Source organism: Erythrobacter donghaensis (genome assembly GCF_002155425.1).
GTDB classification, from domain to species: Bacteria; Pseudomonadota; Alphaproteobacteria; order Sphingomonadales; family Sphingomonadaceae; genus Erythrobacter; species Erythrobacter donghaensis.
This window is the reverse complement of sequence record NZ_MUYG01000008.1, coordinates 152,887-175,597: the sequence shown is the minus strand read 5'-3', so window position 1 is coordinate 175,597 and position 22,711 is coordinate 152,887. Positions and strand designations below refer to the sequence as shown.

The window sequence follows — 22,711 nt, the reverse complement described above, 5'->3', positions numbered from 1 at the left end:
GAGCGCCCCTCTCCTGCGTCCGATTTGATCAGAACGATGCGGTGACCGAGAACACCACGGTCGCATCCGAAATCGAATCCCCCGCCAGCGTGGCGAAGTTCGGACGGATGCGGTTGGCTTCGGCTTCGGTGATGCTGGTATCGACATAGGCGACCGACAGCGTCAGGCCCTCGATCGGCGAAACGTCCGCGCCGATCAGCCAGTCGAAATAGGTGCCGGTCGGCGCGATCGAGGTGCCGTTGGGGCCAAGGCCGGGGTTGCCGTCCGAATAGCCGAGGTGCGCCTTGAGGCTGATCGGGGTGTCGGCGATGCCGTAGACGAGGTCACCGGCGAGGTAGAGGTTGTCCTCCTTGTCGCCCGGATCGGGCGCGGCGCCCACGGGGAACGCATTGCCCAGCGCTTCCTGCTGCGGGGCGTAGGCGACGGTCGCGGTAAGCGAGACCGGGCCGACATCGCCCGAAAGCTTGGCATAGAGCTCGGCAAAGTCGGTGGTGTCCGCGCCGCTGGGATACATGAACCAGGTTACGCCGACATCGAGCGTGCCTTCGCCGACCGGCATGGCGTAACCGGCAAAGATGTCGAGCTCCATGTTGGAGCCGCCGAAGGTGCCCCAGCCTGCGAGGTTCGAACCCCAGGTGCCGACATAGAAGCCGCTCGAGTGCGAGACGGTGAAGCCGCCCTGAATCGCCATGCCTTCATCGGTCTGCGACACGCCGCGGAAGCGGTAGTCGGAGGCCAGCGTGGCCGAGCCCGAGACGGTGATCGCCGGGGTTTCTTCCTGACCGGTGGCGGTCGCCAGATCGATCGGCGCGATCGCGCGCACGGCGACGGCGGTGTCGTCGGCAGCAGTGTCGACGACGACGATTTCTTCGTCCTGGGTGGTGTCGATGGCGGCCTCAGCGGCGCCGGCGTCGCTCGCAAAAGCGGGCATGGCAACGGCGGCAAGGGTCAGAGCCGAGGCGGCCGATGCGAAACGAATAAACATAAGGAACGCTCCATGAAGAGGTTTGGATCGTTCCACCTGCGTGGGCCGTGCAGAAGATTTTATCCGAAGAATCGGGTTCCCGTCACGTCGCAAGCATAATCGGCCAACCTTGTGCAGCGCACAAAGGTTATGTTTGCGTAGCGGTTCATAAAACTTTCTTGCGTGGCAATCCTGCAACAGTTTGCAGGCGTCAATATCGCCCCGCGCCGGGCGGGGTCGATACGTCATCCGCGCAGTTTGCGATCAGGTGCCGCGCAGGCTCTCCATGTCGATGACGAAGCGATATTTGATGTCGCTCGCCTCCATCCGCTCATAGGCGGCGGCGATGTCCTGCATCGCGATCACCTCGATCTCGGGAAGGATCTGCTTTTCCGCGCAGAAATCGAGCATTTCCTGCGTTTCGGCGAGGCCCCCGATCCCGCTGCCGGTCAGCACCTTGCGGCCCAGCAGCACGCCGGTGTGCAGTTCGGGCAGCATGTCGATCATCCCGACCAGCACCTGCACCCCGTCGATCCGCAGCAGGTGGAGGTAGGGCGTGACGTCGTGGCGCACCGGAATGGTGTTGAGCACCATATCGAAACGCCCCCGCGCCGCCTTCATCGCGTCCTTGTCGGTGGTGTTGAGAAAGGCATGGGCGCCGAGCTTCTCCGCATCCGCGCGCTTGCTTTCGGAGCGGGAGAGCACCGTCACCTCGGCCCCCATCGCCGCTGCCAACTTCACGCCCATGTGCCCGAGCCCGCCGAGCCCGGCGACCGCGACCTTGCTGCCGGGGCCGACCTTCCAGGTGCGAAGCGGCGAGTAGGTGGTGATCCCGGCGCACAGCAGCGGCGCGGCCTCGGCCATCGGCAGGGCATCGGGCACCTTGAGCACGAATTCCTCGCGGGCCACGATCCGTTCCGAATAGCCGCCATAGGTGGGCGAGCCGTCGCGCCGGTCGGTGCCGTTGTAGGTGCCCGTCATCCCGCCATTGCGGCAATATTGTTCAAGGTCCGCCTCGCAATGCGCGCATTCCATGCAGGAATCGACCATGCAGCCGATCGCCACCCGGTCGCCAACCGCATGGCGGGTGACGCTCTCGCCAATATCCGCGACGATGCCGACGATCTCGTGGCCCGGCACGATCGGATAGGTGGTCCCGCCCCAGTCGTTGCGCGAGGCGTGCAAGTCCGAGTGGCAGATGCCGCAATGGGTGATGTCGATCAGCACATCGTCATGGCGCAGACCGCGCCGGGTGATCTGCATCGGCCCGACGCCGCTGTCGGGCGCAGTCGCGCCATAGGCCTTGGTGGGGTATTCGTTGGTGGCGGTGGTCATTGCACAATTCCTCGTCATTGCGAGCGGAGCGAAGCAATCCATGGACTGACCTTCCCGCAGGCGGCGATGTTCGTTCATGGATTGCCACGTCGCCTGCGGCTCCTCGCAATGACGACGTGGAAACGGAATTACTTCGGCGGCATCCTGATGGCCCCGTCCAGCCGGAACTGATGCCCGTTGATATAGCTGTTGCGGGCGATCTCCAGCACCAGCGAAGCAAATTCCTCCGGCTCGCCGAGGCGCTTGGGGAAGGGGACGCTGGCGTTCAGCTGCACCCACATTGGCGGGTTCCTGTCCTTCATCCCCAGCATCAACGGCGTGGCGAAGATGCCGGGCATGACCGAATTCACGCGGATGCCCAAGTCCATCAGGTCGCGCGCCATCGGAAGGACGAGGCCGTTCACCCCGGCCTTGCAGCTGCCATAGATCACCTGCCCGATCTGCCCGTCCTGCGCCGCGACGCTGGCGGTGAGGATAATGCAGCCGCGCTCGCCGTCGTCATTGACCGGGTCGGCGTTCGCCATCCCCAGCGCCGAGATGCTCGCGACGCGGTAGCTGGCGACCAGTATGCCCTCGGCCCCGAAGGCGTAGTCCTCGGTGGAGAGCCGCTTGTAGGCACCCGCCTCCTTGTCCCAGCCCAGCGTCTTGCCGCGGCGGCTCGCCATCGCGCAGTGGAGCGTCACGCGCTCCTGCCCATGCGCGGCGCGGGCGGCGGCGAAACCGGCCTCGACGGAGCTCTCGTCCATGATGTCGACATGGTGGAACGTGCCGCCGATCGCTGCCGCGTGGGCCTCGCCCGCTTCGTCGTTGATGTCGAAGATCGCGACCTTCAGGCCCGCATCGGCAAAGGCTTGCGCGCTCGCCTTGCCCAGCCCGCTCGCCCCGCCGGTGACGACCGCTGCCATGCCCGGTTCCAGTTTCATCCCTGTCCTCTCCTGATGGATTTTGCGCAAGGCTAGGCCTTTCGCGCCGCCCGCGCCACCTCTTCAATTCGCGACATTTGCGCCACACCTGGCGCCGTCATCGATCCGTAACCGGGCCTTCGCCCGGCTGTCATGACCCTGCGCTAACCGCCCCCCGAAAGCGCCCGCACCAGCGGGCAGGCACAGGGGAAATTCGATGAACTCTATCCGTCTCGCCACGGGCAGCGCCGCGCTGGCGCTCGCCGCCAGTCTCGCCGCTCCTGCTTTCGCCGGGGAAGTCGCCGGGGTCGTCGCCGACGCCAGCGAAACCGCCGGTCTCGACGCGGTGGAAGTGGTGATCGAGGAACTCGGCCGCCGTACCGTCACCCAGCGTGACGGCAGCTACCTGATCGGCGATGTTCCGGCGGGCACCTACACCATCACCGCCCGCTATGTCGGCGCGCAGCCGCAGCAGTTCACCGTTACCGTCCCGGCCACCGGCACCGTGCGGCAGAACTTCGTGCTGGGCGAAAGTGGCTCCAACATCCTCGTGCTCGGCCAGGGCGCGAACCTTGCCTCGGCCCTGTCGCGCAAGAAGGCGGCGGACGGCGTGTCCGACGTGCTGACCCGCGACGCGATCGGCCAGTTTCCCGACCAGAACGTCGCCGAAAGCCTGCGCCGCCTGCCGGGCGTCAACATCCTCAACGATCAGGGCGAGGGCCGCTTCGTCTCGATCCGCGGTCTCGATCCGCAGCTTAACGCGACCTCATTGAACGGCGTGCGCCTGCCTGCACCCGAAAGCGACACCCGCGCGGTGGCGCTCGACGTGCTGTCCTCGGACCTGATCGAATCGATCGAGATCAAGAAGTCGCTCACCCCCGATATGGACGCCGACACCATCGGCGCCTCGATCGAGATCCGCACCCCGAGCGTGTTCGACCGCAAGAAGGATCTGCTGACCCTCACCGCGGAAGGCAGCTACAACGAATATTCGGACGAAGTGACGCCCAAGGGCGCGCTCGATTTCGCCAAGCGGCTGGGCGAGAATTTCGGCGTTGCGGGCGGTGTCAGCTATTACGAGCGCAAGTTCGAAACCGACAACGTCGAAGCCGATTTCTGGGAAACATCGGCCAGCGGCGTCGACTATTCGCCGGGCATCGAATACCGCGATTACGATGTCGAGCGCACCCGCATCAGCACCTATCTCTCGTTCGATCTGCGCGCGACCGACACCACCAAGCTCTACCTGCGCGGCAACTGGAGCCAGTTCGACGATCAGGAATACCGCCGCCGGCTGGTGATCCTGCCGTCGGGCGAGCCGGTGGGCGGCGACGCCGACAGCGCGCAGTTCAGCGACACCACCGGGGCTGGTGGAAGCCGCATCGAAGTGCGCCGCGACAACAAGGACCGCTTCGAGCGCCAGCGCATCCGTTCGCTGGTGCTGGGCGGGGATACCGACACGGGCGAATGGAAGGTGGGCTGGCTGGCAAGCTACGCCAAGTCGACCGAGCGCGAGGATTTCTCGCTCGACCCGACCCGCTTCCGCGCGCGCTTCACCAATGCCGGGGTAGGCATCGATTTCGACTTCAGCGACGAGCGCGTGCCGCTCTATTCGCTGACCGGCGGGGCCGCGGCCTTCAACGATCCTACGCGCTACAGCTTCAACCGCCTCGAACTCACCGACCTGTCGGACAGCCAGGACGAGGAATTCGCGCTCAAGGCCGACATCGCCCGCGTCTTTGCGCTGGGTGATGGCGAGCTGACCGTGCAGGCCGGGGCCAAGCAGCGCTGGCGCGACAAGAGCTATGATTTCAACCTGACCTTCTTCGGCGGTTATGACGGCGACTATACGCTTGCCGACGTGCTCGGGCCCTATCGCTACCCGATCGTCGACCTCGGCCCGATGTCGGGCCGCACCGCGCCGACCGATTTCTTCCTCGCCAACGCGGCCAATTTCGAGGTCGACGACTACGAGACCGCGCTGGGCTCGGCGATTGAGGACTACAGCGTTACCGAGGATATCACCGCGGGCTATCTGATGGGCCGTTACGAAACCGGGCAGCTGCTGGCGATCGGCGGCGTGCGGGTCGAGCGCACCAGCAACGAGCTGAACGGCAACACCGTGCTTGATGCCGAGCCTGACGTCATCGTCACGCCCGTCAGCTTCGAGCGCGACTACACCCAGTGGCTGCCCAGCCTGACGCTGCGCTACGCCGCGCAAAGCGACCTGATCCTGCGCGCCGCCGCCTATCGCAGCCTGGTGCGCCCGCGCCTGTCGCGCCTCGCTCCGCGCTTCACCATCAACGAGGATGGCGAGGCCGAATTCGGCAACCCCGACCTCCAGCCCTTCGAAGCGTGGAATTTCGACGGGACGGTCGAATATTACATGAGCAGTAACGGCGCGATCACCGCAGGCGTGTTCTACAAGCGCGTCAAGAATTTCGAAGTGGTGATCCGCGACGGCGATCCGGGCAGCTTCAACGGGGTCGACTATCAGGAGGCGCTGATCCCGATCAACGGCGATTCCGGCGACATCTTCGGTTTCGAGGCGAGCTTCGCGCAGACCTTCGACATGCTGCCCGCGCCTTTCGACGGAATGCTGTTTCAGGCCAACTACACCTATACGGACGCGACCGGATCGGTGCCGACCGACGGCGATCTTGCCGATCTGCGGGACATCGAACTGCCCTCGGCATCGAAGAACACCTTCAACGTGGTGCTCGGCTACAGCAAGGGCGGGCTCGACCTGCGCGCGGCGGGCACCTACCGCGACGGCTATCTCGACGAGCTGGGCGACGATGCCGAGACCGACCGCTTCGTCGACAACCACTTCCAGCTTGACCTGTCGGCGCGCTACGACATCACCAAGCAGATCCGCGTCTTCGCCGAGTGGATCAACGTCAACGACGCCAAGTATTTCGCCTTCCAGAACTTCAACGATCGTCGCCGTCTGCTGCAATACGAGGCCTATGGTTCGACCTTCAAGTTCGGGGTAAGGGCGAACTTCTGATGCTCCGACCCCTTCACGGCTTCGCACTGCTCTCGCTCGGGATCGCCGCCGCCTGCGCGACGGTGCCCCCGGCGATCACGGGCGATCCGACGGTGAGCGTGACCGCGCGGGCCGAAACCCCGCCAGTCGGCACCGCCAACGCGGACGCGGCGGACGATCCGGCGATCTGGCGCAATGCGGCCGACCCCGCCGCCAGCCTGATCGTCGGGACCGACAAGAAGGGCGGGCTTTACGTCTATAACCTCAAGGGCGAGCAGGTGTCGTTCCTTGCCGCGCCGGGGCTCAACAATGTCGATCTGATCCAGACCGGCGCGAGTATCTGGATTGTGGCGAGCGACCGCAGCGATCTCGCCACGGCGCATCTTTCGATCACGCTGTTTCACCCGTGGAAGCTGGAATTTGATGCCACGCAGCGTGTGCCTGTCGGCCCCGGTGAAGGCTATGGTCTATGCTTGGGTATGCTCGCCTCGGATGGATCGTTCACCGCGTTTTCCGCTCCCAAGAACGGCGTGATCTACCAGACGCGGATAAGCGAAGGGCATCATGGCGACGCGATTGCCGAGTCATCGGTGCTTGCCAGCGTCCCTTCGCAGCCGGAAGGCTGCGTCGTCGATGACCGTACCGGCACGCTTTATGTCGGGGAGGAAGCCGCCGGGATCTGGGCGATCGATATCGCGACGGGTTCGAAGGAAATCGTCGCTCCGGTCGGCACGGGTATGTTGGTGGCCGATGTCGAAGGCCTCGCAATTGCGCCCGAGGGCAAGGACGGCGGCTACCTTGTGGCCTCCTCGCAGGGCGACAACGCCTATGCCGTCTATCGCCTTCCCGGCATGGAGCCACTCGGGCGGTTCCGCATCGCCGCGGGCGCGTTTGGCGCGACCGAGGAGACCGACGGGATCGCGCTCGACCCCCGAGATTTTGGGCCCGATTTCCCCGGAGGCCTGTTCATCGCGCAGGACGGGATCAACCCGCCTCGGGCGCAGAATTTCAAATATGTGCGCTGGGACGATGTGCTTGCCGCGCTGGAGGGTGGCCGGTAAACCGCCGGGCATGACTGTCACCGTCCCCGCGCCCGACCGCCGCCGCTTTCTCGGCGCCACCGCCACCGCCTTTGCCGCGCTCGCCGCAAGCGGCTGCACGATCCGCACCGCGGGGAGCGATGGCGCGCCCGGGGCCGTTCGGTCCGGCGCAGCGGGGGGCTTTGCGGGCTACGGCCCATTGCGCCCCGATCCGGCGGGGCTGCTCGACCTGCCCGAAGGCTTCTCCTACCGCGTCATCTCGCGCCTCGGCGATGCGATGAACGACGGCGGCACCGTGCCCGATCGCGCCGACGGGATGGGTTGCTTCGACATTGGGAACGGCGAGATCGCGCTGGTTCGCAATCACGAACTGCAACCGCGCCATGACGCGGGCGGGCCAATCGCCAAGGGCTTCGGCAAGCGCAATGGCGAATACGTCCCCGGCGGCACCACCACCATCGTGCTCGACGCCGCGACCCTGCAGGTGAAGCGCCAGTTCCGCAGCCTTGGCGGCACGATCCGCAATTGTTCGGGCGGGGTGACGCCGTGGGGCAGCTGGCTGAGCTGCGAGGAAGCGCCGACCGGCCCCGGCCAACAATATGGCGACGGGCTGGAGCGCAATCACGGCTGGGTGTTCGAGGTGCCCGCCTCGGCGCGCGGCCTCGTCGATCCGGTGCCGCTCACCGCGATGGGCCGCTTCAATCACGAGGCCGCCGCGGTCGATCCCGCGACCGGCATCGTCTACATGACCGAAGACCGCGACGACGGGGTGCTCTATCGCTTCATTCCCAAGACCCCCGGCAGGCTGGCCGAGGGCGGGCGCCTGCAGGCGATGGTGGTCGAGGGGCTGGCCGATACCCGCAACTGGAAAAGCCCGGCGATGGCGGTGGGCCAGTCCTTCCGCGTCAGCTGGGTCGATCTTGACGATGTCGAAGCCCCGAAGGACGACCTGCGCCAGCGCGCCGCCGCCCGAGGCGCGGCGCTGGTCGCGCGCGGCGAGGGCCTGCACATGGGCGTGAAGCGCGGCCAGTCCGAGGTCTTCGCCTGCTGCACCAGCGGCGGGGCGAAGCAGCTGGGGCAGATCCTCAAGCTGACGCCGGGCCTTGCAGGCGCGCCCGACATGATCGAGCTGTTCTTCGAAAGCGCAAGCAAGGACCAGTTCGATTACGGCGACAACCTCACCGTCGCCCCCAACGGGCACCTGATTGTGTGCGAGGACCAATATACCGCCATCGTCGACAACCACATCCGCGGGATCACCCCGGCGGGCGAGGCCTATTCGCTCGCCCGACTGACCGCGCAGACCGAGCTGGCGGGCGGCTGTTTCTCGCCCGATGGCCGGGTGCTGTTCGTCAACGCCTATGGGCCGACCGCGACGCTTGCGATCACCGGGCCCTGGGCAGCGTGACGCGCGGGGCATGACGGGCGCGGCGTGGACGGGTTCCTGATCGCCGCTCTGCTGGCCTTCGCGCTGGCGACGGGCGGGCGCGATCAGTGGATGGTGGCGCGCTGGGCTGACGCGCTGGGGTCAAGCGGGGCGCTGCTGGCGGTCGCGGTGCTGTCCTCGATCGCCTCCGCCGGTGCAATGGCATGGATCGGCGCGGAATTCGCCGCGCTCCTGCCACGCCGCGCAGGCCAGATGCTCGTCGCCTTTGCGCTGGGGGCAGCGGCGCTGGAACTGGCGTTTCCGGTGCGCCTCCAATCCCCGCAGGAACCGACCCGATCCCTCGGCGCGATCGCCATAGTGTTGCTCGCCCGCCAGATTGGCGACGGCGCGCGCTTTGCCGTCTTCGCTCTTGCGGCGTGGACTGCGGTGCCGTTCACCACAGGGCTGGGCGGCGCGCTGGGCGGGGCGGCGGCGGTGGCGGCCGGGTGGAGCGCGGGGGGTGCCGTACTGGCGCGTTGGCCGCTGAGAGGCCTGCGCCTGTGTCTTGCCGCAGGCCTCGCGCTGGCGGCGCTGTTCATCGGACTGGACGCCCGCTTCGCCGCAGCCTGACCGCCTGTCACAGCGGGCGAGGGGCGACTGCGATGAAACATTTTCGCCGCTGCGCTGTTATATCGGCAACCCTGTCACGCAGGCGCAGCATCCGCGCGCCGCAAACACCAATGGAGATTCCCATGGCCGACACCAAAGCCAATTCGAAAGCCGCCCTCATCGACGAACTCAACGGTCTGCTAGCCGATCACTTCGCGCTCTACACCAAGACCAAGAACTTCCACTGGCATATCACCGGCCCGCGCTTCCGCGATCTGCACCTGCTGTTCGACGAGCAGGCGATCGAAATCCGCGACCAGATCGATGCCATCGGTGAGCGCGTGCGAAAGCAGGGCGGCATGACGCTGACCTCGATCGGCGCGGTCGCGAAGCACACCCAGATCAAGGACCAGGACAGCACCGACCTCTCGCCCGACGACATGGTCAAGGAACTGCGCGACGACAATCAGAAGATGGTCGATCGCCTCAAGGGCATGAAGGAACTGGCCGAAGAGGCCGGCGACAACGCCACCGACGGCCTGCTCGACGACTGGACCGACATGGCCGAAGAGCGCGTGTGGTTCCTCACCTCGATCCTCGGCTGATCGCCTCTAGATAGCGATTAAACAAGGGCCGCCCCTGTTGCCGGGGGCGGCCCTTTTGCTATGATCGCACCCATGGCCAACATCACGATCATCGAAAGCGCCGATCCGCGCGCGGTTGCCGATTGGCTGGCGGGCCGGCTGGGCGGGGCCAGGGCCGGAGCCATCACCATTCCCGGCGGGTCGACCCCCTTTCCCATCCTCGCCGCGCTGATCGATCGCGGCGGAATCGACTGGGCGGGCTGGCAGGTCTGGCCCAATGACGACCGCATCGTGCCCGAGGATCACGAGGCCTCCAACACCGGCAAGATCCGCGCGCTGCTGGAACCGGCAGGCGCGGCAATCATGCCGCTGGCAGAGGATGCCACGCCGCCCGCCTTCACGCTGACATGGCTCGGCATGGGGCCGGACGGGCACATCGCCTCGCTGTTTCCCAACACCGATCCCAAGGTCGATGACCCGGTGGCCATTCGCCGCCTGACCCCCGACCCGCTCCCCGCCCACGCGCCCTTCGACCGCATCACGCTCACCATTCCCGCGCTGTGCGATACGCAGGCGCTGGTCTTTACGCTGGGCGGCGCGGCGGACAAGCGCGCCGTGTTCGAGGCGGCGATGCGGGGCGCAAACGATCTTCCCATCGCGCGCTTGCTCGGCGAAGCGCGGCGACGGGGCATTCCCGTCACCGTGTTCGCCTGATGCCGCACTTCGTCCCCGCCCCGCTCCACCGCGCGCTGCTGCCGCTTGCGCACCGCGTGCGGCACCGCTGGCGGCGCTGGCGCAAGACGCCGATTGCCGGCGTAAGCGTGATCATCACCAATCTCGGCGGCGATGTGTTGCTGCTCAAGCATTCCTACGGCCCCGACGTGTGGAGCCTGCCCGGCGGGGGGCTCGGCAAGGGCGAAGACCCATTGGACGCCGCCCGGCGCGAGGTGCGCGAGGAGCTGGGCGTCGAGCTGCCCCGGATCGAGCCAATCGGCACGCTGGAAGAAGTGCTGTCGGGCTCGCCTCACACCGCGCACATCTTCACCGCCGTGTGCGATCAGCGCCCGCAGCCCGACCGGCGCGAGGTGACGGTGGCGCGGTTCTTCCCCTCGCACTCGTTGCCCGAACCGCTGGGCACCACCACCCGCGCACGGATCGCAGTGTGGAAGGGGCGCGGGGTGAGTTGAGGATTTTCGTCGCGCTGGCGGGTGGTCTGCGCCACCGACAGGTGGCCCGCACATCACAGCAACCTTAGCTGCGCCTCGTCGCGCGCGGGCTTGTCGTCCTCGGCCCCCTCCAGCCCCGATAGCGTCAGCCCCATCAGCCGGATCGGCCCACGCAGCGGCAACTCCGCTTCCAGCAACGCCCGCGAGAGTCGGGCGAACTCCTCCCGGTCGCTGAGATAGTGCGGGAGCGAGGTCGCGCGGGTCATGATCTGGAAATCGGTGAACTTCAGCTTCAGTGTCACCGTCCGCCCCCGTGCGCCCGAAGCCTCGATTCGCTCCCACACGATGCCAATAATCGTCTCAAGCGTATCGCGCAGGGCCCCGCCGCTGTCGATATCCTCCGAGAACGTGCGCTCCCCGCCGACCGACTTGCGGATCCGGTGCGCGGCGACGGGCCGGAGGTCGATCCCCCGCGCGGCGCGGAACAGGTAGTCCGCCATGCTGCCGAAATGCTCGCGCAGGAAGGCGATGTCCTTCGCCGCCAGATCAGCGCCCGTGGCAATGCCGAGCCGCTGCATTTTCGCCTCGGCCTTGGGCCCGACCCCGTGGAAGCGCCGGATCGGCAGCCCCGCCACGAACTGCGCCCCCTCGCCCGGGCGGATGATGCACATCCCGTCAGGCTTGTTCTGGTCGCTGGCGAGCTTGGCGAGGAACTTGTTGTAGCTCACTCCCGCGCTCGCGGTCAGCTGCGTCTTGGCGCGGATTTCCTGCCGGATCAGCGTGGCGATGCGCGTGGCGCTGCCGATGCCCAAGCGATCTTCGGTGACGTCGAGATAGGCTTCATCAAGGCTCAGCGGCTCGATGATCGGCGTGTAGTGCTCGAACACCCGGCGGATCTGGCGGCTGGCTTCCTTATAGGCATCGAAGCGCGGGCGCACGAAGATGAGATCGGGGCACAGGCGCGAGGCCGTGACCGAGGGCATGGCGCTGCGCACGCCGAAGACCCGCGCTTCGTAGCTCGCCGCCGCCACCACCCCGCGCCCGCCCGCGCCGCCGACCGCGACCGGCTTACCCCGCAGCTCGGGATTGTCGCGCTGTTCGACGCTGGCGAAAAAGGCATCCATGTCGACATGGATGATCTTGCGCAGGCCGGGCTGGTCTGCGGGCGCTTCGTCATCGGCGGGAAAGGGAGGCGGCGCGGCCATGTCCGCGCAAATAGAACCTTGGCGCGCGCGAAGGAACCGTTGCTGGAACATTTCACCCGCCGCATCATTTTGTGCAGATGCGAAAAGAACAGTGGTCTTCCGGCGAACCCATGGGCAAAGGCCCCGCGATGGCCACCTCGCCCGCCTCCTCGATACCCTTCCGCAAGGCGCTCGGTGACACCGAGCTGCTGTGGATGATGGCGCTGCTGATGGCGCTCAACGCCTTCGGGATCGACGCGATTCTCCCCGCACTCGATCCGCTTGCGGCCGATCTGGCGGTGAGCGGGAATGACCGGCAGTTCGTGATCGGGATCTATCTTCTGGCCGGCGGGCTCGGTTCGCTGGTCCCCGGCGCGCTGGCTGACCGCTTCGGGCGGCGGCCAATCCTGCTGGGCGCGGTGGCGGTCTATATCCTGCTCTCGGCCCTTTGCGCGCTCGCGCCGAGCTACGACGCGCTGATCGCGATCCGCGGCGTGCAGGGCTTCTTCGCCGCCGGGATCGTCGCGCTTCCCCCCGCCATCATCCGCGACCGGGTGGGCGGGGACAAGATGGCGCGGATGATGAGCCTGATCTTCGTGATCTTCCTGATGGTGCCCGCGGTCGCGCCGACGATCGGGCAGGGCATCCTCGAATTCGGCAACTGGCGCGCGATCTTCGGCGCGATGGCGGTGCTGGGCGTGGTGATGGGCCTGTGGGTCCACATCCGCCTGCCCGAGAGCCTGACTGAGGCCAACCGCCAGCCCATCCTGCCGCGCACCATCGCCCGCAACATGACCCGCGCGCTCGCCCTGCCGAGCACCTTTGGCTACGTCATCGGTTCGGCGCTGGTGTTCGGCGCGCTGTTCGGCTTCATCAATTCCTCGCAGCAATTGATCACCGAGACCTTTGGCGCGGGCGACATCTTCCCGATGATCTTCGCGATCTGCGCCGGGTCGATGGCGGTGGCGAGCTGGTCGAACTCGCGCATCGTCGAACGTTTCGGCGCGCGCCGGGTGAGCCACACCGCGCTGTTCGCCTTTATCGTGGTGAGCGCCTGCCAGGTGTTCTTCGCCTTCCAGCCGGAGGAGGCACTGTGGGTCTTCGTGCCGCTGATGGCGATCAACATGGCGCTGCTCGGCTTCATCGGCAGCAATTTCGGCGCGATCGCGATGAACCCCTTCTTCGCCATCGCGGGCGCGGCAAGCTCGGCCCACGGCTTCGTGCGCATGACCACCGCCGCGCTGCTGGGCGGGGCGATCGGCTATGCCTTTGACGGCACCGCGCGCCCGCTGGCGCTGGCCCTGCTGGCGAGCGGCCTCACCTGTCTGGTGCTGGTGCTGCTGAGCGAGAAGGGCAAGCTGTTCGGGCCGTCGGATGCGGAAGCGGCGTTGGGCACGGAGCCAAACAGCTAAAGCCTAGCTGTCAGCCCCCAAACTTCTCCACGCCAGCCCCGCAAACTCGCACAGCAGCGGCCGCGTGTCGCGCGGGTCGATGATGTCCTCGACGTTGAAGCGCTCGGCGGAGCGGAAGGGCGAGGTGACCTTCGCCAGCCTTTCGCGGATTTCCTTCAGCAGCGCCGCCGGATCGTCCGCGGCTTCCAGCTCGGATTTGTAGGCAACCTCCAGCCCGCCTGCGATGGGCAGGCTCCCCCAGTCGCCCGAGGGCCAGCAATAGCGATACTGATACCGCTCGGCATTGCTCATGGCGCTGCCCGCGATGCCATAGGCGCGGCGCAGGACGATGCTCGCGAGCGGTACCGTCGCCCGGTAGATCGCATTCATCGCATTGACGCCGTAGCGGATCGTCCCCGCCATCTCCGCCTCGCGCCCGATCATGAAGCCGGGGTTGTCGACGAGGTGGACGATGGGCAGCCGGAACTGGTCGGCAAGGCGGACGAAGCGTTCGACCTTCTCGGAGGTCTTGGCCTCCCACGATCCGCCGAGGTAGCTGGGATCGCTTGCGATGACGCAGACCGGCCAGCCATCGAGCCGGGCGAGGGCGGTGATCGCCGCGCGGCCCCATTGCTTGCCGATCTCGAACACCGTGCCGGAATCGAACACCATGTCGAGACAGCGGCGCATCGAATAGACCTGCTTGTCCTCGCGCGGGACGAGGCTGAGGAGCGCCTCCTCGCGCCGGTCCGCCGGGTCGCCGGTTGCGATGCGGAGGGCGGGCTGGCCGACATATTCGGGCATGAAGCTGAGGAAATGCCGCGCGCGGGCGAAGGCCTCGGCCTCGGAGGCGACCTCGTCATCCACCACCCCGTTGCGCGTGTGGATCGCCGAGCCGCCGAGCGCTTCCTTGGCTTCCTCGTGATTGGCCGCTCCGCCCTTGTAGGCATCACCGAGGCCATCGACCACGGCGGGGCCGGCGGCGAAGATCTGCGAGAGTCCCTTCACCATGATCGAATAATGGCTTGCCACAGTCCGGGCCGCGCCGAGACCCGCTGTCGGCCCGAGCGCGAGCGCCACCACCGGCACGGTGTCGAGATTGGTCACCACGTCGCCCCAGCCGGGCACGGCGGGGATATAGGTCGCGCCGATCTGTTCGAGCGTCTTGACCGATCCACCGCCGCCCGTGCCGTCGATCATGCGGATGATCGGGAGCTTCAACTCATGCGCCATCCGCTCGGCCTGAACCATCTTGCGGCTGATCCCTGCATCCGCCGCGCCGCCGCGAATGGTGGAGTCGTCGGCGGTGGCGACGACCGGGCGGCCATTGATCAGCGCCTTGCCGAAGAGGAAAGGGGCGGGGGTGATGGATTGAAGGTCGCCGTTGGCGTCATATTTGGCCGAGCCTGCAATCTTGCCGATCTCGCGGAAGCTGCCCTCGTCGCACAAAGCCGCGAGCCGCGCGCGGGCATCCATCTTCCCGCGCCCATGCTGCCGCGCAACCTTGTCCGCGCCGCCCATTTGCTCGGCGAGCGCCTCGCGTTGGCGCAGTTCTTCGAGTTGTTTGGCCCAGGTCATCGATCCTCCCCGGCACGGGGAGGTGGCAGCGCGCAGCGCTGACGGAGGGGACTCCCGGTTGAGGGCTGTGCTTGCGGCGAGTCCCCTCCACCACCTGCGGTGGTCCCCCTCCCCGTTCCGGGGAGGATCACGCCTCATCACCCGACGCAGGCACCACCCGGCACAGCACCGCGTCAACCTGCACCTGCGCGCCTGCGCTCACCGTCAGCCCCTCGATCACCCCGTCGAAGGGCGCAGGTAGAGCGTGCTCCATCTTCATCGCCTCGAGCACCATCAGCCGCTGCCCGGCGGTGACGGTCTGGCCCTCGGCGATATCGACCGCGATGACCTTGCCCGGCATCGGCGCAATGATCGCGCCATCGGCGGCGGAGGCTTGGCCTCCTGCGTCGGCGCGCCAGCTAGACAATTTGAAGGTCCGACCGCGATTGGTGAGCAGCGTCTCTCCGTCGATATGCTTCACGCGGCTTTCGCCCGCACTTCGCAATTCGACTTCGATAGGCTCGCCGTCCACAAGAACATAAGATCTCGTCTGCGGGGCGGAATTCAAACGAAATGCAAAGGGCGAATATGCCGGGGTGATGGTTTCGGCCCACCATGACAGAAAGTCGGGATCTGGTTCGGACAGCGCTTGCAAGCTCTCGCCCTGACGTTCGATGATGCCAGTGTCGACGTCGCCACTTGCGAAGCCTTCGAGCTCCGCAAGCTTATAAAGAAAGGGGGCATTGGATTTGACCGGCCAGACCTGCAGTTCATCAAGCACCCCGAGCAGCCGTTCGCGTGCCTCGTCACGCGATGCACCATGCACAACGACCTTAGCGATCATCGGATCGTAGAAAGGGGAAATCTCGCTACCTCGAAGCACACCCGTTTCGATGCGAACCCAATCGGGCTCATGTCCGAAATACAAGGATTGAAGCGTGCCCGTGCTCGGCAGAAACCCTTTCGCCGGGTCTTCAGCATAGAGCCGCGCTTCCATAGCCCAGCCGTTGATCGACAGCTCGTCTTGCCGCTTGGGCAGCGGCTCCCCGCTCGCGACCCTCAACTGCCATTCGACCAGATCGACCCCGGTGATTTCCTCGGTGACGGGGTGTTCGACCTGAAGGCGGGTGTTCATCTCCATGAAGAAGATGCGGTCGGCGCGCAGGCCTTCGCTGGCATCGGCGATGAATTCGATCGTGCCTGCGCCCTCGTAGTCCACCGCCTTGGCGGCGCGCACGGCGGCGGCGCAGATGGCTTCGCGGGTGGCCGCGTCCATGCCGGGGGCGGGGGCTTCCTCGATCACCTTCTGGTGACGGCGCTGGAGCGAGCAGTCGCGCTCGAACAGGTGGACGACGTTGCCGTGGCTGTCGCCGAACACCTGCACCTCGATATGGCGGGGCGAGGTGATCCACTTTTCGAGCAGCACTTCATCATTGCCGAAGCTGGCCTTGGCCTCGCGGCGGCAGGATTCGAGCGCGGCGGCGAAATCGGAGGGGGCATCGACCTTGCGCATCCCCTTGCCGCCACCGCCCGCGACCGCCTTGATGAGCACGGGGTAGCCAATCGCTTCGGCCTCCTTGGTCAGCCGCTCGACCGACTGGTCCGATCCGTCATAGCCCGGCGTCACCGGCACGCCCGCGCTGCGCATCAGCTGCTTGGCCGCGTCCTTGAGGCCCATGGCGCGGATGCTGGCAGGCTTGGGGCCGACCCAGATCAGCCCTGCGTCGATCACGGCCTGCGCGAAGTCGGCGTTCTCCGAGAGGAACCCGTAGCCCGGATGGATCGCATCCGCGCCCGTCTGCTTGGCCGCCGCGATGATCTTCGCGCCGACCAGATAGCTTTCGGCAGCGGGCGAGGGGCCGATATGCACCGCCTCGTCGGCGCTCCGCACATGCAGCGCCTTGGCGTCGGCATCGGAATAGACCGCGACCGTCGCGATCCCCATGCTGCGCGCGGTGCGCATGATCCGGCAGGCGATCTCGCCGCGGTTGGCGATCAGAAGTTTGGTGATCATGGTCCCGGATTAGCCCGGCTTGGTTGCAAAAGAAACTACGTCTTCCCGGTCACCGAGCCGGGACCCCGCTTCCTTCGTGCCCGCTCAGAACAAGCGGGGCCCCGGGTCAAGCCCGGGCAGACGGTTGGGGCGGACCAGAAGACAAGGAAGCGGGCCGATAGTCCGCAATCCCCCAGTCGATCCCGCCCGCGGGCATCTTCTCGCGGTTTATCACCGCCGAGAGAAACGCGCGCACGCCATACAGCGCCTTTTCGCCGCGCGGCACATAGGTGCGGCTGTTCCACGCCTCGGGCCCGCGCTTCCTCACCTTGCGGCCGATCGCGCCATAGATGCGCGCCGCCGAGAGCACCGCCCAGCGGCTGCGGAAGGGGAGCTTGGCCGCGCCCACCCGCGCTGCGGCCTCGTGCTTCTCGACCAGCGCGACCAGCCGCGCGGCCATTTCGGCGAGTTCGGAACGGTGATGCGGCTTGGTGTGCTGGCCGGGCTCGATATCCTGTTCGGCGAGCCACTCCATCGGCAGGTAGCAGCGCCCCGCCGCGTCATCCTCGACGATGTCGCGTGCGATGTTCGAAAGCTGGAAGGCGAGGCCGAGGTCATTCGCCCGGTCGAGCGTTTCCTGATCCTCTGGCGAAACCCCCATCACCACCGCCATCATCACGCCGACCGCGCCCGCCACATGGTAGCAATAGCGCAGCATGTCCGCCTCGGTGCGCGGGCGCCAGTCCTCGGCGTCCAGTTGGAAGCCGGCGATGACGTCCTCGGCCATCTGGGGCGTGAGGCCAACCTCGGCGGCCACCACGCCCAAGGCATCGAAGGCCGGATCACCCGTCGGCTTGCCCTCGAAAGCGAGCGCGGTCAGGCGGCGGATGCGCGCGAGGCGTTCGGCAAGGTCGGACTGGTCGCCCAGCTCACCGCCCATGTCCTGATTGTCGGCAATGTCGTCCGCCCGGCGGCACCAGGCGTAGAGCAGCCAGGCGCGCTCGCGGGTCTCGCGGTCGAACAGGCGCGCGGCGGCGGAGAAGCTCTGCGAGCCGCGCTTGATCGCCAGCCGGGCGTGCTCGACCAGCGCGGCGCGGCGTTCGGGGGAAATGCTCACTTCAGACCCCGTGCGCCCCCGCGAAGGCGGGGGCCTCGTTCGTAACTGGCTGAGGTCCCCGCCTGCGCGGGGACTCGCGTGGGGACGAACATTAGAGCTCCTCGGCCTTCATGCGGAAGATCGGGGTGTGGGGCTGATAGGCCTCCATCTTGGCGAGCAATTCGTGGATCGAGGTCGCCGCGATCAGGATGTTCTGATGCGCGGGCCGCACGAAGCCGACCGCCGCCATCTTGGCGTTGAAGGCAAGCAGATCGTCGTAGAAGCCGAAAGCGTTGAGCAGGCCGACGGGCTTGGAGTGATAGCCCAACTGCGACCAGCTCATCGCTTCCCACAGCTCGTCCATCGTGCCCACCCCGCCGGGGATGGTGATGAAGCCGTCCGAGAGATCGGTGAAGCGCTGCTTCCTTTCGTGCATGCCCGACACGGTGACGAGTTCGTCGCAGTCGTGATTGGCAACCTCGGCGCGCACGAGGCTTTCGGGAATGATGCCGATCACCTCGCCGCCGTTTGCCTTCGCGCCCTTGGCGACCGCGCCCATGAGGCCCAGTTTGCCCCCGCCATAGACGAGCCCGATGCCGCGCGCGGCGAGTTCGGCGCCGACCGCGTAGGCCAGTTCGACATAGCGCGGATCCTCGGGCGAGGCCGATCCGCAATAGATGGCGAGGCGTTTCATAAATCCTCCCCTGCAAGGGGAGGGGGACCATCCGCAGGATGGGGGAGGGGCGAGCAGGTCATGCCTTCCAGTCTTTCGTCACAGATTTGCACCAGCCGCCTAACCACCGCCTCGATATCTTCAAGCACAAGTTTTGCTGGAATGCGGGTCGTCGCAATTCCGTTCTCCCGAAGAAACCGCGATCGCGCCTGATCGTTGGCGATTACGGCCGGCGCGTCGTGACCCCGTCCATCGACTTCGATTGCCAACTGGGCTTTTGCGCAGAAGAAATCGAGCACATAAATTCCCGCTGGATGCTGTCGTCGAAACTTGTGATCGCCCGGTCTCTTTCGCAGTGCTTGCCAAAGTGCGATTTCAGGCGGAGTCATCTCCGCGCGAAGCTTCCGGGCGATTTTGACGGTGTCTCTCTGGCCTCTGATCATCGCGCGCCCCTCCACCACCTTCGGTGGTCCCCCTCCCCTGAAGGGGAGGATTATTTCCGCTCTCCAGTACAGGCGTGGGCCAGCAGCGCGAGATCTCCGATGGAAGGCGGGGTGCTGGCGAAGGTCATGTCGATCGTCGTGATCGGCGCGCGCCGGTTGTCGCCATAGCGCGACAGGAACAGCCAGCTTTCCTTCATCCCGATGGTCTGTGCAGGGCAATCGACCGCCATGATCGCATCGAAGAGCATCGGCTTGCCGTCGGAATCGGTGAGGTTCATGCGCACCAGCACCAGTTCCACGGGCCGTCCATCGACTTCGGCCTGCTGATGCCAGGTCGGATCGATCCAGCCCTCGCCCTGATCGTCGACCGGGAGTGATTGCCACTGCGGCGCATGCCCGAGGTCGGCGAGCGGGGAGGGGCCCATCATGGACACCGTCCCCGCCAGCAGAGCGGCGAGCAGCGCTGTCACGCAGGCACCTTGGCGAGATCCTCCAGCATCAGGCCGGCGGTGGCCTTGGCGCTGCCGACCACGCCGGGGATGCCTGCGCCGGGGTGCGTGCCCGCGCCGACGAGGTAGTAGTTGTCGATCACGTCATCGCGGTTGTGGCCGCGCAGCCAGGCGCTCTGCCACAGTACGGGCTCGAGGCTGAAGGCGCTGCCCATGTGGGCGTTGAGATCGGCCTTGAAGTCTGTGGGCGCGTAGCTGAACTTGGTGACGATCCGGTCGTGGATGTCGGGGATCAACCGGCGGCCGAGCTCGTCGAGGATCATCTTTTCAAGCTTGGGGCCGACCTCGTCCCAGTCCAGCGGCATCTTGCCCATGTGGCTGACGGGGACGAGCGCGTAGAAGGTGCTCTTGCCTGCCGGGGCCATCGAGGGGTCGCTGACGGTCGGGTGGTGGAGGTAGATCGCGAAATCTTCCGGGATGACGCCGTTCTTGTAGATGTCGTCCAGCAGGCCCTTGTAGCGCTTGGCGAACAGGATCATGTGATGCGGGATGCCCGGCCAGGTGCCCTCCAGCCCGAAGTGGACGACGAAGAGCGAGGGGCTGTAGCTCTTGCGGTTCAGCGACTTCGCCATCTGCTTGCCGCGCGCGCTGTTTGACATCAGATCCTTGTAGGAATGCATGATGTCGGCATTGCTGGCGACCGCATCGAAGCGCTGGCGGAAGCCGCTCTTGGTCTCGACTTCCGTGGCCTTGGTGCCCAGCGTGTGCACCTGCACCACCGGATCGCCGACGCGCATCGTGCCGCCCAAACGCTCGAAATGGCGGACCATGCCCGCGATCAGCCGGTTGGTCCCGCCGCGCGCCCACCACACGCCGCCGTCCTTTTCGAGCTTGTGGATCAGGGCATAGATCGACGAGGTGTTCATCGGGTTGCCGCCGACCAGCAGCGTGTGGAAGCTCAGCGCCTCGCGCAGCTTCTCGTTCTCGACATAGCTGGAAACCATGCCGTAGACCGAACGCCAGGCCTGCTCCTTGATCAGCGCAGGCGCGGCCTTCAGCATCGATTTGAAATCGAGGAACGGCACGGTGCCGAGCTTCAGGTAGCCTTCCTTGTAGACCCGCTCGGAATATTCGAGGAAGCGCGCATAGCCCGCGACATCCGCCGGATTGAGCTTGGCGATCTCGGCGTTGAGGCTCGTTTCGTCGTTCGAATAGTCGAAATTCGTGCCGTCGGGCCAGTTGAGGCGGTAGAAAGGCATCACCGGCATCAGTTCGACATCTTCGGCGATGTCGTGGCCGGTCAGCGCCCAGAGTTCCTTGAGACAGGGCGGATCGGTGATCACCGTCGGCCCGCCGTCGAAGGTGAAGCCGTCACGCTCCCAGAAATAGGCGCGCCCGCCCGGCTTGTCGCGGCTTTCGATCACGGTGGTGGTGATCCCGGCCGATTGCAGCCGGATGGCGAGCGCCATGCCGCCAAAGCCCGATCCGATCACGCAGGCGGTGCGGCCGGCATAGCGTTCGGCCAGCGCCGGGTTCACGCCTTTCGCACCCGAAAGGTTCAGCTTCGCATCGGCGTTCATGCCGGGGTCTCCATGTTGAGGGGCTTGCCTGAAGAAAATAGCGCGCGGATCGCGCGGGGGATAGCTACGGGCGGCTTGCCGGTAAGGATGCGCAGGCGATCGGGCCAGGTCGACTTGCCTGCGTAGAAGCGCTCCACCAGCCGGCCTTGCAGCGCGTAGAAATGTTCGAACACCACCACCCGCTTGCCCGGCTCGGCGGCCTCGAACAGCATCCGGCTGAGCATCCGGTAATAGGCCGTCGTGCGCCAGTGGCGCTTGGCGCGGCGCTGGCAGAAGGCGGCAAGCTCCGCGCCCGAAAGGTCGGGCTTGCGGGCGAGAAGGTGGGCGATTGCCAGCGCATTATCGACCGCGAACGGCACGGTGTAGCTGGTGAGCGGGTGCGAAAAGCCGCCGCGCGCGCCTGCCAGCGCGACACCGGGGATTGCGACCTCGGCGCTGGCTGCGCCAAAATCTCCGCCCGAGATCACCGGCAGGATGCCCGCTTCCTGATCGACGATTTCGCCCTTCCAGCCCTTGTGGTGGGCATATTCGGCGATGCGGCCCTTCAGCACCTCGGCGTCCATTTTCGGCTGATCGGCATAGTAGGTGTCTTCGATGAAGACATCGGTGGGCGACAGCGGCAGGACATAGACGAAGCGATAGGCCTCGCCATTGCCGTAGGGGGCAAGCTGGTCGACGCTCGCATCCATGATCACAGGGCGGGTGAGGCCGTGCGGCGTCTCGCAGCGATATTGCTGGCCGAGGAACACCTGCCAACCGCCCGACAGCGCCTTGGACGGAGCGAAGGGACGGCAATCCATCACGCGCTTTGCCGCGATCCGGCTCCCATCGCTCAGCGTCACGCCGCCCGCATCAAGGCTGGCGGCCTTGGTGCCCAGCATCACGCATTCGCCGGGCAGTTCGTCCATCAATGCGCGGTGGAATTCGGCGCTGGCGAGCGAGCGATAGCCGGTCGGCAGGGTGCGGCCATAGGCGGGGAAGGTGATGTCGTAGCCTTCGTCCCAGCCATTGAGCTGGAAGCCTGCCATCAGCCCGCGCGCGCCTGGGCGGATGTCGGTTTCGAACCAGCTCCAGCGGTGGTGCCCGCCGAATGTCCGGCCCGCCTCAATCACCACGAAGCGGCAGCCGGGCGCGTGGCGGTGCAGCGCGAGCGCGATCAGCCCGCCGGCCAGCCCGCCGCCGACGATAGCGACATCGAGCGGGGCGGCGTCGCCGCGGGGAGCACCCGCTTGCGAGGCAGGCGCGTGCGGTGCCGGATTGGGGGGTGAATCGACCATCAAGCCTCTGCCCTAGGCCAGCCTCGCGCGATGGGCAATCGCGCAAGCGCAAACATGATGTTGCAACATCTCGCCCAGGAACCTAAGCGCGCGCCGCTGTTTGAGGTGGCAAC

Annotated in this window: 20 protein-coding genes; 8 read left to right on the top strand and 12 right to left on the bottom strand. The window is 66.4% G+C overall.

Annotated elements, in window-relative coordinates; genetic code table 11:
- Positions 1 to 28 precede the first annotated feature (28 nt).
- The 3 genes from BZF59_RS05375 to BZF59_RS05365 all read right to left on the bottom strand — a co-directional run bounded on the left by BZF59_RS05375 (position 29) and on the right by BZF59_RS05365 (position 3,222).
- A complete protein-coding gene (locus BZF59_RS05375) occupies positions 29 to 985 on the bottom strand; it encodes a TorF family putative porin (RefSeq protein WP_086607224.1) in 957 nt (318 codons plus the stop codon).
- A gap of 243 nt (positions 986 to 1,228) precedes the next feature.
- Positions 1,229 to 2,299, bottom strand: a complete 1,071-nt coding sequence (locus BZF59_RS05370) for an NAD(P)-dependent alcohol dehydrogenase (RefSeq protein ID WP_086607223.1) — start codon at positions 2,297 to 2,299, stop codon at positions 1,229 to 1,231.
- Between the two features lie 128 nt (positions 2,300 to 2,427).
- Complete coding sequence (locus BZF59_RS05365; RefSeq protein WP_086607222.1) at positions 2,428 to 3,222, bottom strand: SDR family oxidoreductase; 795 nt, start codon at positions 3,220 to 3,222, stop codon at positions 2,428 to 2,430.
- A gap of 196 nt (positions 3,223 to 3,418) precedes the next feature.
- On the opposite strand from BZF59_RS05365, the gene BZF59_RS05360 reads away from it, so the two are divergent.
- The 7 genes from BZF59_RS05360 to BZF59_RS05330 all read left to right on the top strand — a co-directional run bounded on the left by BZF59_RS05360 (position 3,419) and on the right by BZF59_RS05330 (position 10,976).
- On the top strand, positions 3,419 to 6,211 hold the full coding sequence (locus BZF59_RS05360) for a TonB-dependent receptor (protein WP_086607221.1): 2,793 nt from the start codon (positions 3,419 to 3,421) through the stop codon (positions 6,209 to 6,211).
- Positions 6,211 to 7,251 carry a phytase gene (locus BZF59_RS05355; RefSeq protein WP_086607220.1) on the top strand — a complete coding sequence of 347 codons (1,041 nt, stop codon included), beginning with the start codon at positions 6,211 to 6,213 and terminating at the stop codon, positions 7,249 to 7,251. The genes BZF59_RS05360 and BZF59_RS05355 overlap by 1 nt, the downstream gene beginning before the upstream one ends.
- Before the next feature lie 10 nt (positions 7,252 to 7,261).
- Complete coding sequence (locus BZF59_RS05350; RefSeq protein ID WP_086607219.1) at positions 7,262 to 8,638, top strand: alkaline phosphatase PhoX; 1,377 nt, start codon at positions 7,262 to 7,264, stop codon at positions 8,636 to 8,638.
- Between the two features lie 24 nt (positions 8,639 to 8,662).
- Positions 8,663 to 9,226, top strand: a complete 564-nt coding sequence (locus BZF59_RS05345) for a hypothetical protein (RefSeq protein ID WP_086607218.1) — start codon at positions 8,663 to 8,665, stop codon at positions 9,224 to 9,226.
- 122 nt (positions 9,227 to 9,348) lie between these two features.
- Entirely contained in the window at positions 9,349 to 9,810 is a 462-nt protein-coding gene (locus tag BZF59_RS05340; protein WP_086607386.1) for a Dps family protein, read from the top strand.
- A gap of 60 nt (positions 9,811 to 9,870) precedes the next feature.
- Entirely contained in the window at positions 9,871 to 10,503 is a 633-nt protein-coding gene (locus tag BZF59_RS05335) for a 6-phosphogluconolactonase (protein ID WP_425429556.1), read from the top strand.
- The gene (locus BZF59_RS05330; protein ID WP_086607217.1) at positions 10,503 to 10,976 is read left to right on the top strand and encodes an NUDIX hydrolase; all 474 of its coding nucleotides are present in this window, start codon (positions 10,503 to 10,505) and stop codon (positions 10,974 to 10,976) included. Before BZF59_RS05335 ends, BZF59_RS05330 begins: the two co-directional genes overlap by 1 nt.
- A 53-nt stretch (positions 10,977 to 11,029) precedes the next feature.
- On the opposite strand, the gene dinB is transcribed toward BZF59_RS05330, so the two are convergent.
- Complete coding sequence (dinB, locus tag BZF59_RS05325; protein WP_086607216.1) at positions 11,030 to 12,160, bottom strand: DNA polymerase IV; 1,131 nt, start codon at positions 12,158 to 12,160, stop codon at positions 11,030 to 11,032.
- A gap of 128 nt (positions 12,161 to 12,288) precedes the next feature.
- Between dinB and BZF59_RS05320 the strand changes: the two genes are divergently transcribed.
- The gene (locus BZF59_RS05320) at positions 12,289 to 13,551 is read left to right on the top strand and encodes a multidrug effflux MFS transporter (protein ID WP_245806036.1); all 1,263 of its coding nucleotides are present in this window, start codon (positions 12,289 to 12,291) and stop codon (positions 13,549 to 13,551) included.
- Between the two features lie 3 nt (positions 13,552 to 13,554).
- Here BZF59_RS05320 and BZF59_RS05315 read toward each other — a convergent pair whose 3' ends face one another.
- From BZF59_RS05315 to crtY, 8 genes are all read right to left on the bottom strand, one after another.
- A complete protein-coding gene (locus BZF59_RS05315) occupies positions 13,555 to 15,108 on the bottom strand; it encodes an acyl-CoA carboxylase subunit beta (RefSeq protein WP_086607214.1) in 1,554 nt (517 codons plus the stop codon).
- A 127-nt stretch (positions 15,109 to 15,235) separates the two neighbouring features.
- Positions 15,236 to 17,101, bottom strand: coding sequence for an acetyl/propionyl/methylcrotonyl-CoA carboxylase subunit alpha (locus tag BZF59_RS05310; protein ID WP_086607213.1), 1,866 nt, complete (start codon positions 17,099 to 17,101; stop codon positions 15,236 to 15,238).
- 106 nt (positions 17,102 to 17,207) lie between these two features.
- Entirely contained in the window at positions 17,208 to 18,197 is a 990-nt protein-coding gene (locus tag BZF59_RS05305; RefSeq protein WP_086607212.1) for a phytoene/squalene synthase family protein, read from the bottom strand.
- A gap of 91 nt (positions 18,198 to 18,288) precedes the next feature.
- The gene (locus tag BZF59_RS05300; protein WP_086607211.1) at positions 18,289 to 18,870 is read right to left on the bottom strand and encodes an LOG family protein; all 582 of its coding nucleotides are present in this window, start codon (positions 18,868 to 18,870) and stop codon (positions 18,289 to 18,291) included.
- A complete protein-coding gene (locus tag BZF59_RS05295; protein ID WP_169712050.1) occupies positions 18,867 to 19,292 on the bottom strand; it encodes an endonuclease domain-containing protein in 426 nt (141 codons plus the stop codon). Before BZF59_RS05295 ends, BZF59_RS05300 begins: the two co-directional genes overlap by 4 nt.
- A gap of 50 nt (positions 19,293 to 19,342) precedes the next feature.
- Positions 19,343 to 19,762 (bottom strand): hypothetical protein, encoded by a 420-nt coding sequence (locus BZF59_RS05290; RefSeq protein ID WP_086607209.1) that lies wholly within the window; start codon positions 19,760 to 19,762, stop codon positions 19,343 to 19,345.
- The gene (locus tag BZF59_RS05285; RefSeq protein WP_086607208.1) at positions 19,759 to 21,321 is read right to left on the bottom strand and encodes a phytoene desaturase; all 1,563 of its coding nucleotides are present in this window, start codon (positions 21,319 to 21,321) and stop codon (positions 19,759 to 19,761) included. Before BZF59_RS05285 ends, BZF59_RS05290 begins: the two co-directional genes overlap by 4 nt.
- Entirely contained in the window at positions 21,318 to 22,598 is a 1,281-nt protein-coding gene (gene crtY / locus BZF59_RS05280; protein WP_086607207.1) for a lycopene beta-cyclase CrtY, read from the bottom strand. The genes BZF59_RS05285 and crtY overlap by 4 nt, the downstream gene beginning before the upstream one ends.
- Positions 22,599 to 22,711: the final 113 nt, after the last annotated feature.

Excerpts from the sequence above, each read along its gene's own strand:
- BZF59_RS05375 (WP_086607224.1), bottom strand. The coding sequence starts at position 985 with ATGTTTATTCGTTTCGCATCGGCCGCCTCGGCTCTGACCCTTGCCGCC.
- BZF59_RS05370 (WP_086607223.1), bottom strand. The coding sequence starts at position 2,299 with ATGACCACCGCCACCAACGAATACCCCACCAAGGCCTATGGCGCGACT.
- BZF59_RS05365 (WP_086607222.1), bottom strand. The coding sequence starts at position 3,222 with ATGAAACTGGAACCGGGCATGGCAGCGGTCGTCACCGGCGGGGCGAGC.
- BZF59_RS05360 (WP_086607221.1), top strand. The coding sequence starts at position 3,419 with ATGAACTCTATCCGTCTCGCCACGGGCAGCGCCGCGCTGGCGCTCGCC.
- BZF59_RS05355 (WP_086607220.1), top strand. The coding sequence starts at position 6,211 with ATGCTCCGACCCCTTCACGGCTTCGCACTGCTCTCGCTCGGGATCGCC.
- BZF59_RS05350 (WP_086607219.1), top strand. The coding sequence starts at position 7,262 with ATGACTGTCACCGTCCCCGCGCCCGACCGCCGCCGCTTTCTCGGCGCC.
- BZF59_RS05340 (WP_086607386.1), top strand. The coding sequence starts at position 9,349 with ATGGCCGACACCAAAGCCAATTCGAAAGCCGCCCTCATCGACGAACTC.
- BZF59_RS05335 (WP_425429556.1), top strand. The coding sequence starts at position 9,871 with ATGATCGCACCCATGGCCAACATCACGATCATCGAAAGCGCCGATCCG.
- BZF59_RS05330 (WP_086607217.1), top strand. The coding sequence starts at position 10,503 with ATGCCGCACTTCGTCCCCGCCCCGCTCCACCGCGCGCTGCTGCCGCTT.
- dinB (WP_086607216.1), bottom strand. The coding sequence starts at position 12,160 with ATGGCCGCGCCGCCTCCCTTTCCCGCCGATGACGAAGCGCCCGCAGAC.
- BZF59_RS05320 (WP_245806036.1), top strand. The coding sequence starts at position 12,289 with ATGGCCACCTCGCCCGCCTCCTCGATACCCTTCCGCAAGGCGCTCGGT.
- BZF59_RS05315 (WP_086607214.1), bottom strand. The coding sequence starts at position 15,108 with ATGACCTGGGCCAAACAACTCGAAGAACTGCGCCAACGCGAGGCGCTC.
- BZF59_RS05310 (WP_086607213.1), bottom strand. The coding sequence starts at position 17,101 with ATGATCACCAAACTTCTGATCGCCAACCGCGGCGAGATCGCCTGCCGG.
- BZF59_RS05300 (WP_086607211.1), bottom strand. The coding sequence starts at position 18,870 with ATGAAACGCCTCGCCATCTATTGCGGATCGGCCTCGCCCGAGGATCCG.
- BZF59_RS05295 (WP_169712050.1), bottom strand. The coding sequence starts at position 19,292 with ATGATCAGAGGCCAGAGAGACACCGTCAAAATCGCCCGGAAGCTTCGC.
- BZF59_RS05285 (WP_086607208.1), bottom strand. The coding sequence starts at position 21,321 with ATGAACGCCGATGCGAAGCTGAACCTTTCGGGTGCGAAAGGCGTGAAC.
- crtY (WP_086607207.1), bottom strand. The coding sequence starts at position 22,598 with ATGGTCGATTCACCCCCCAATCCGGCACCGCACGCGCCTGCCTCGCAA.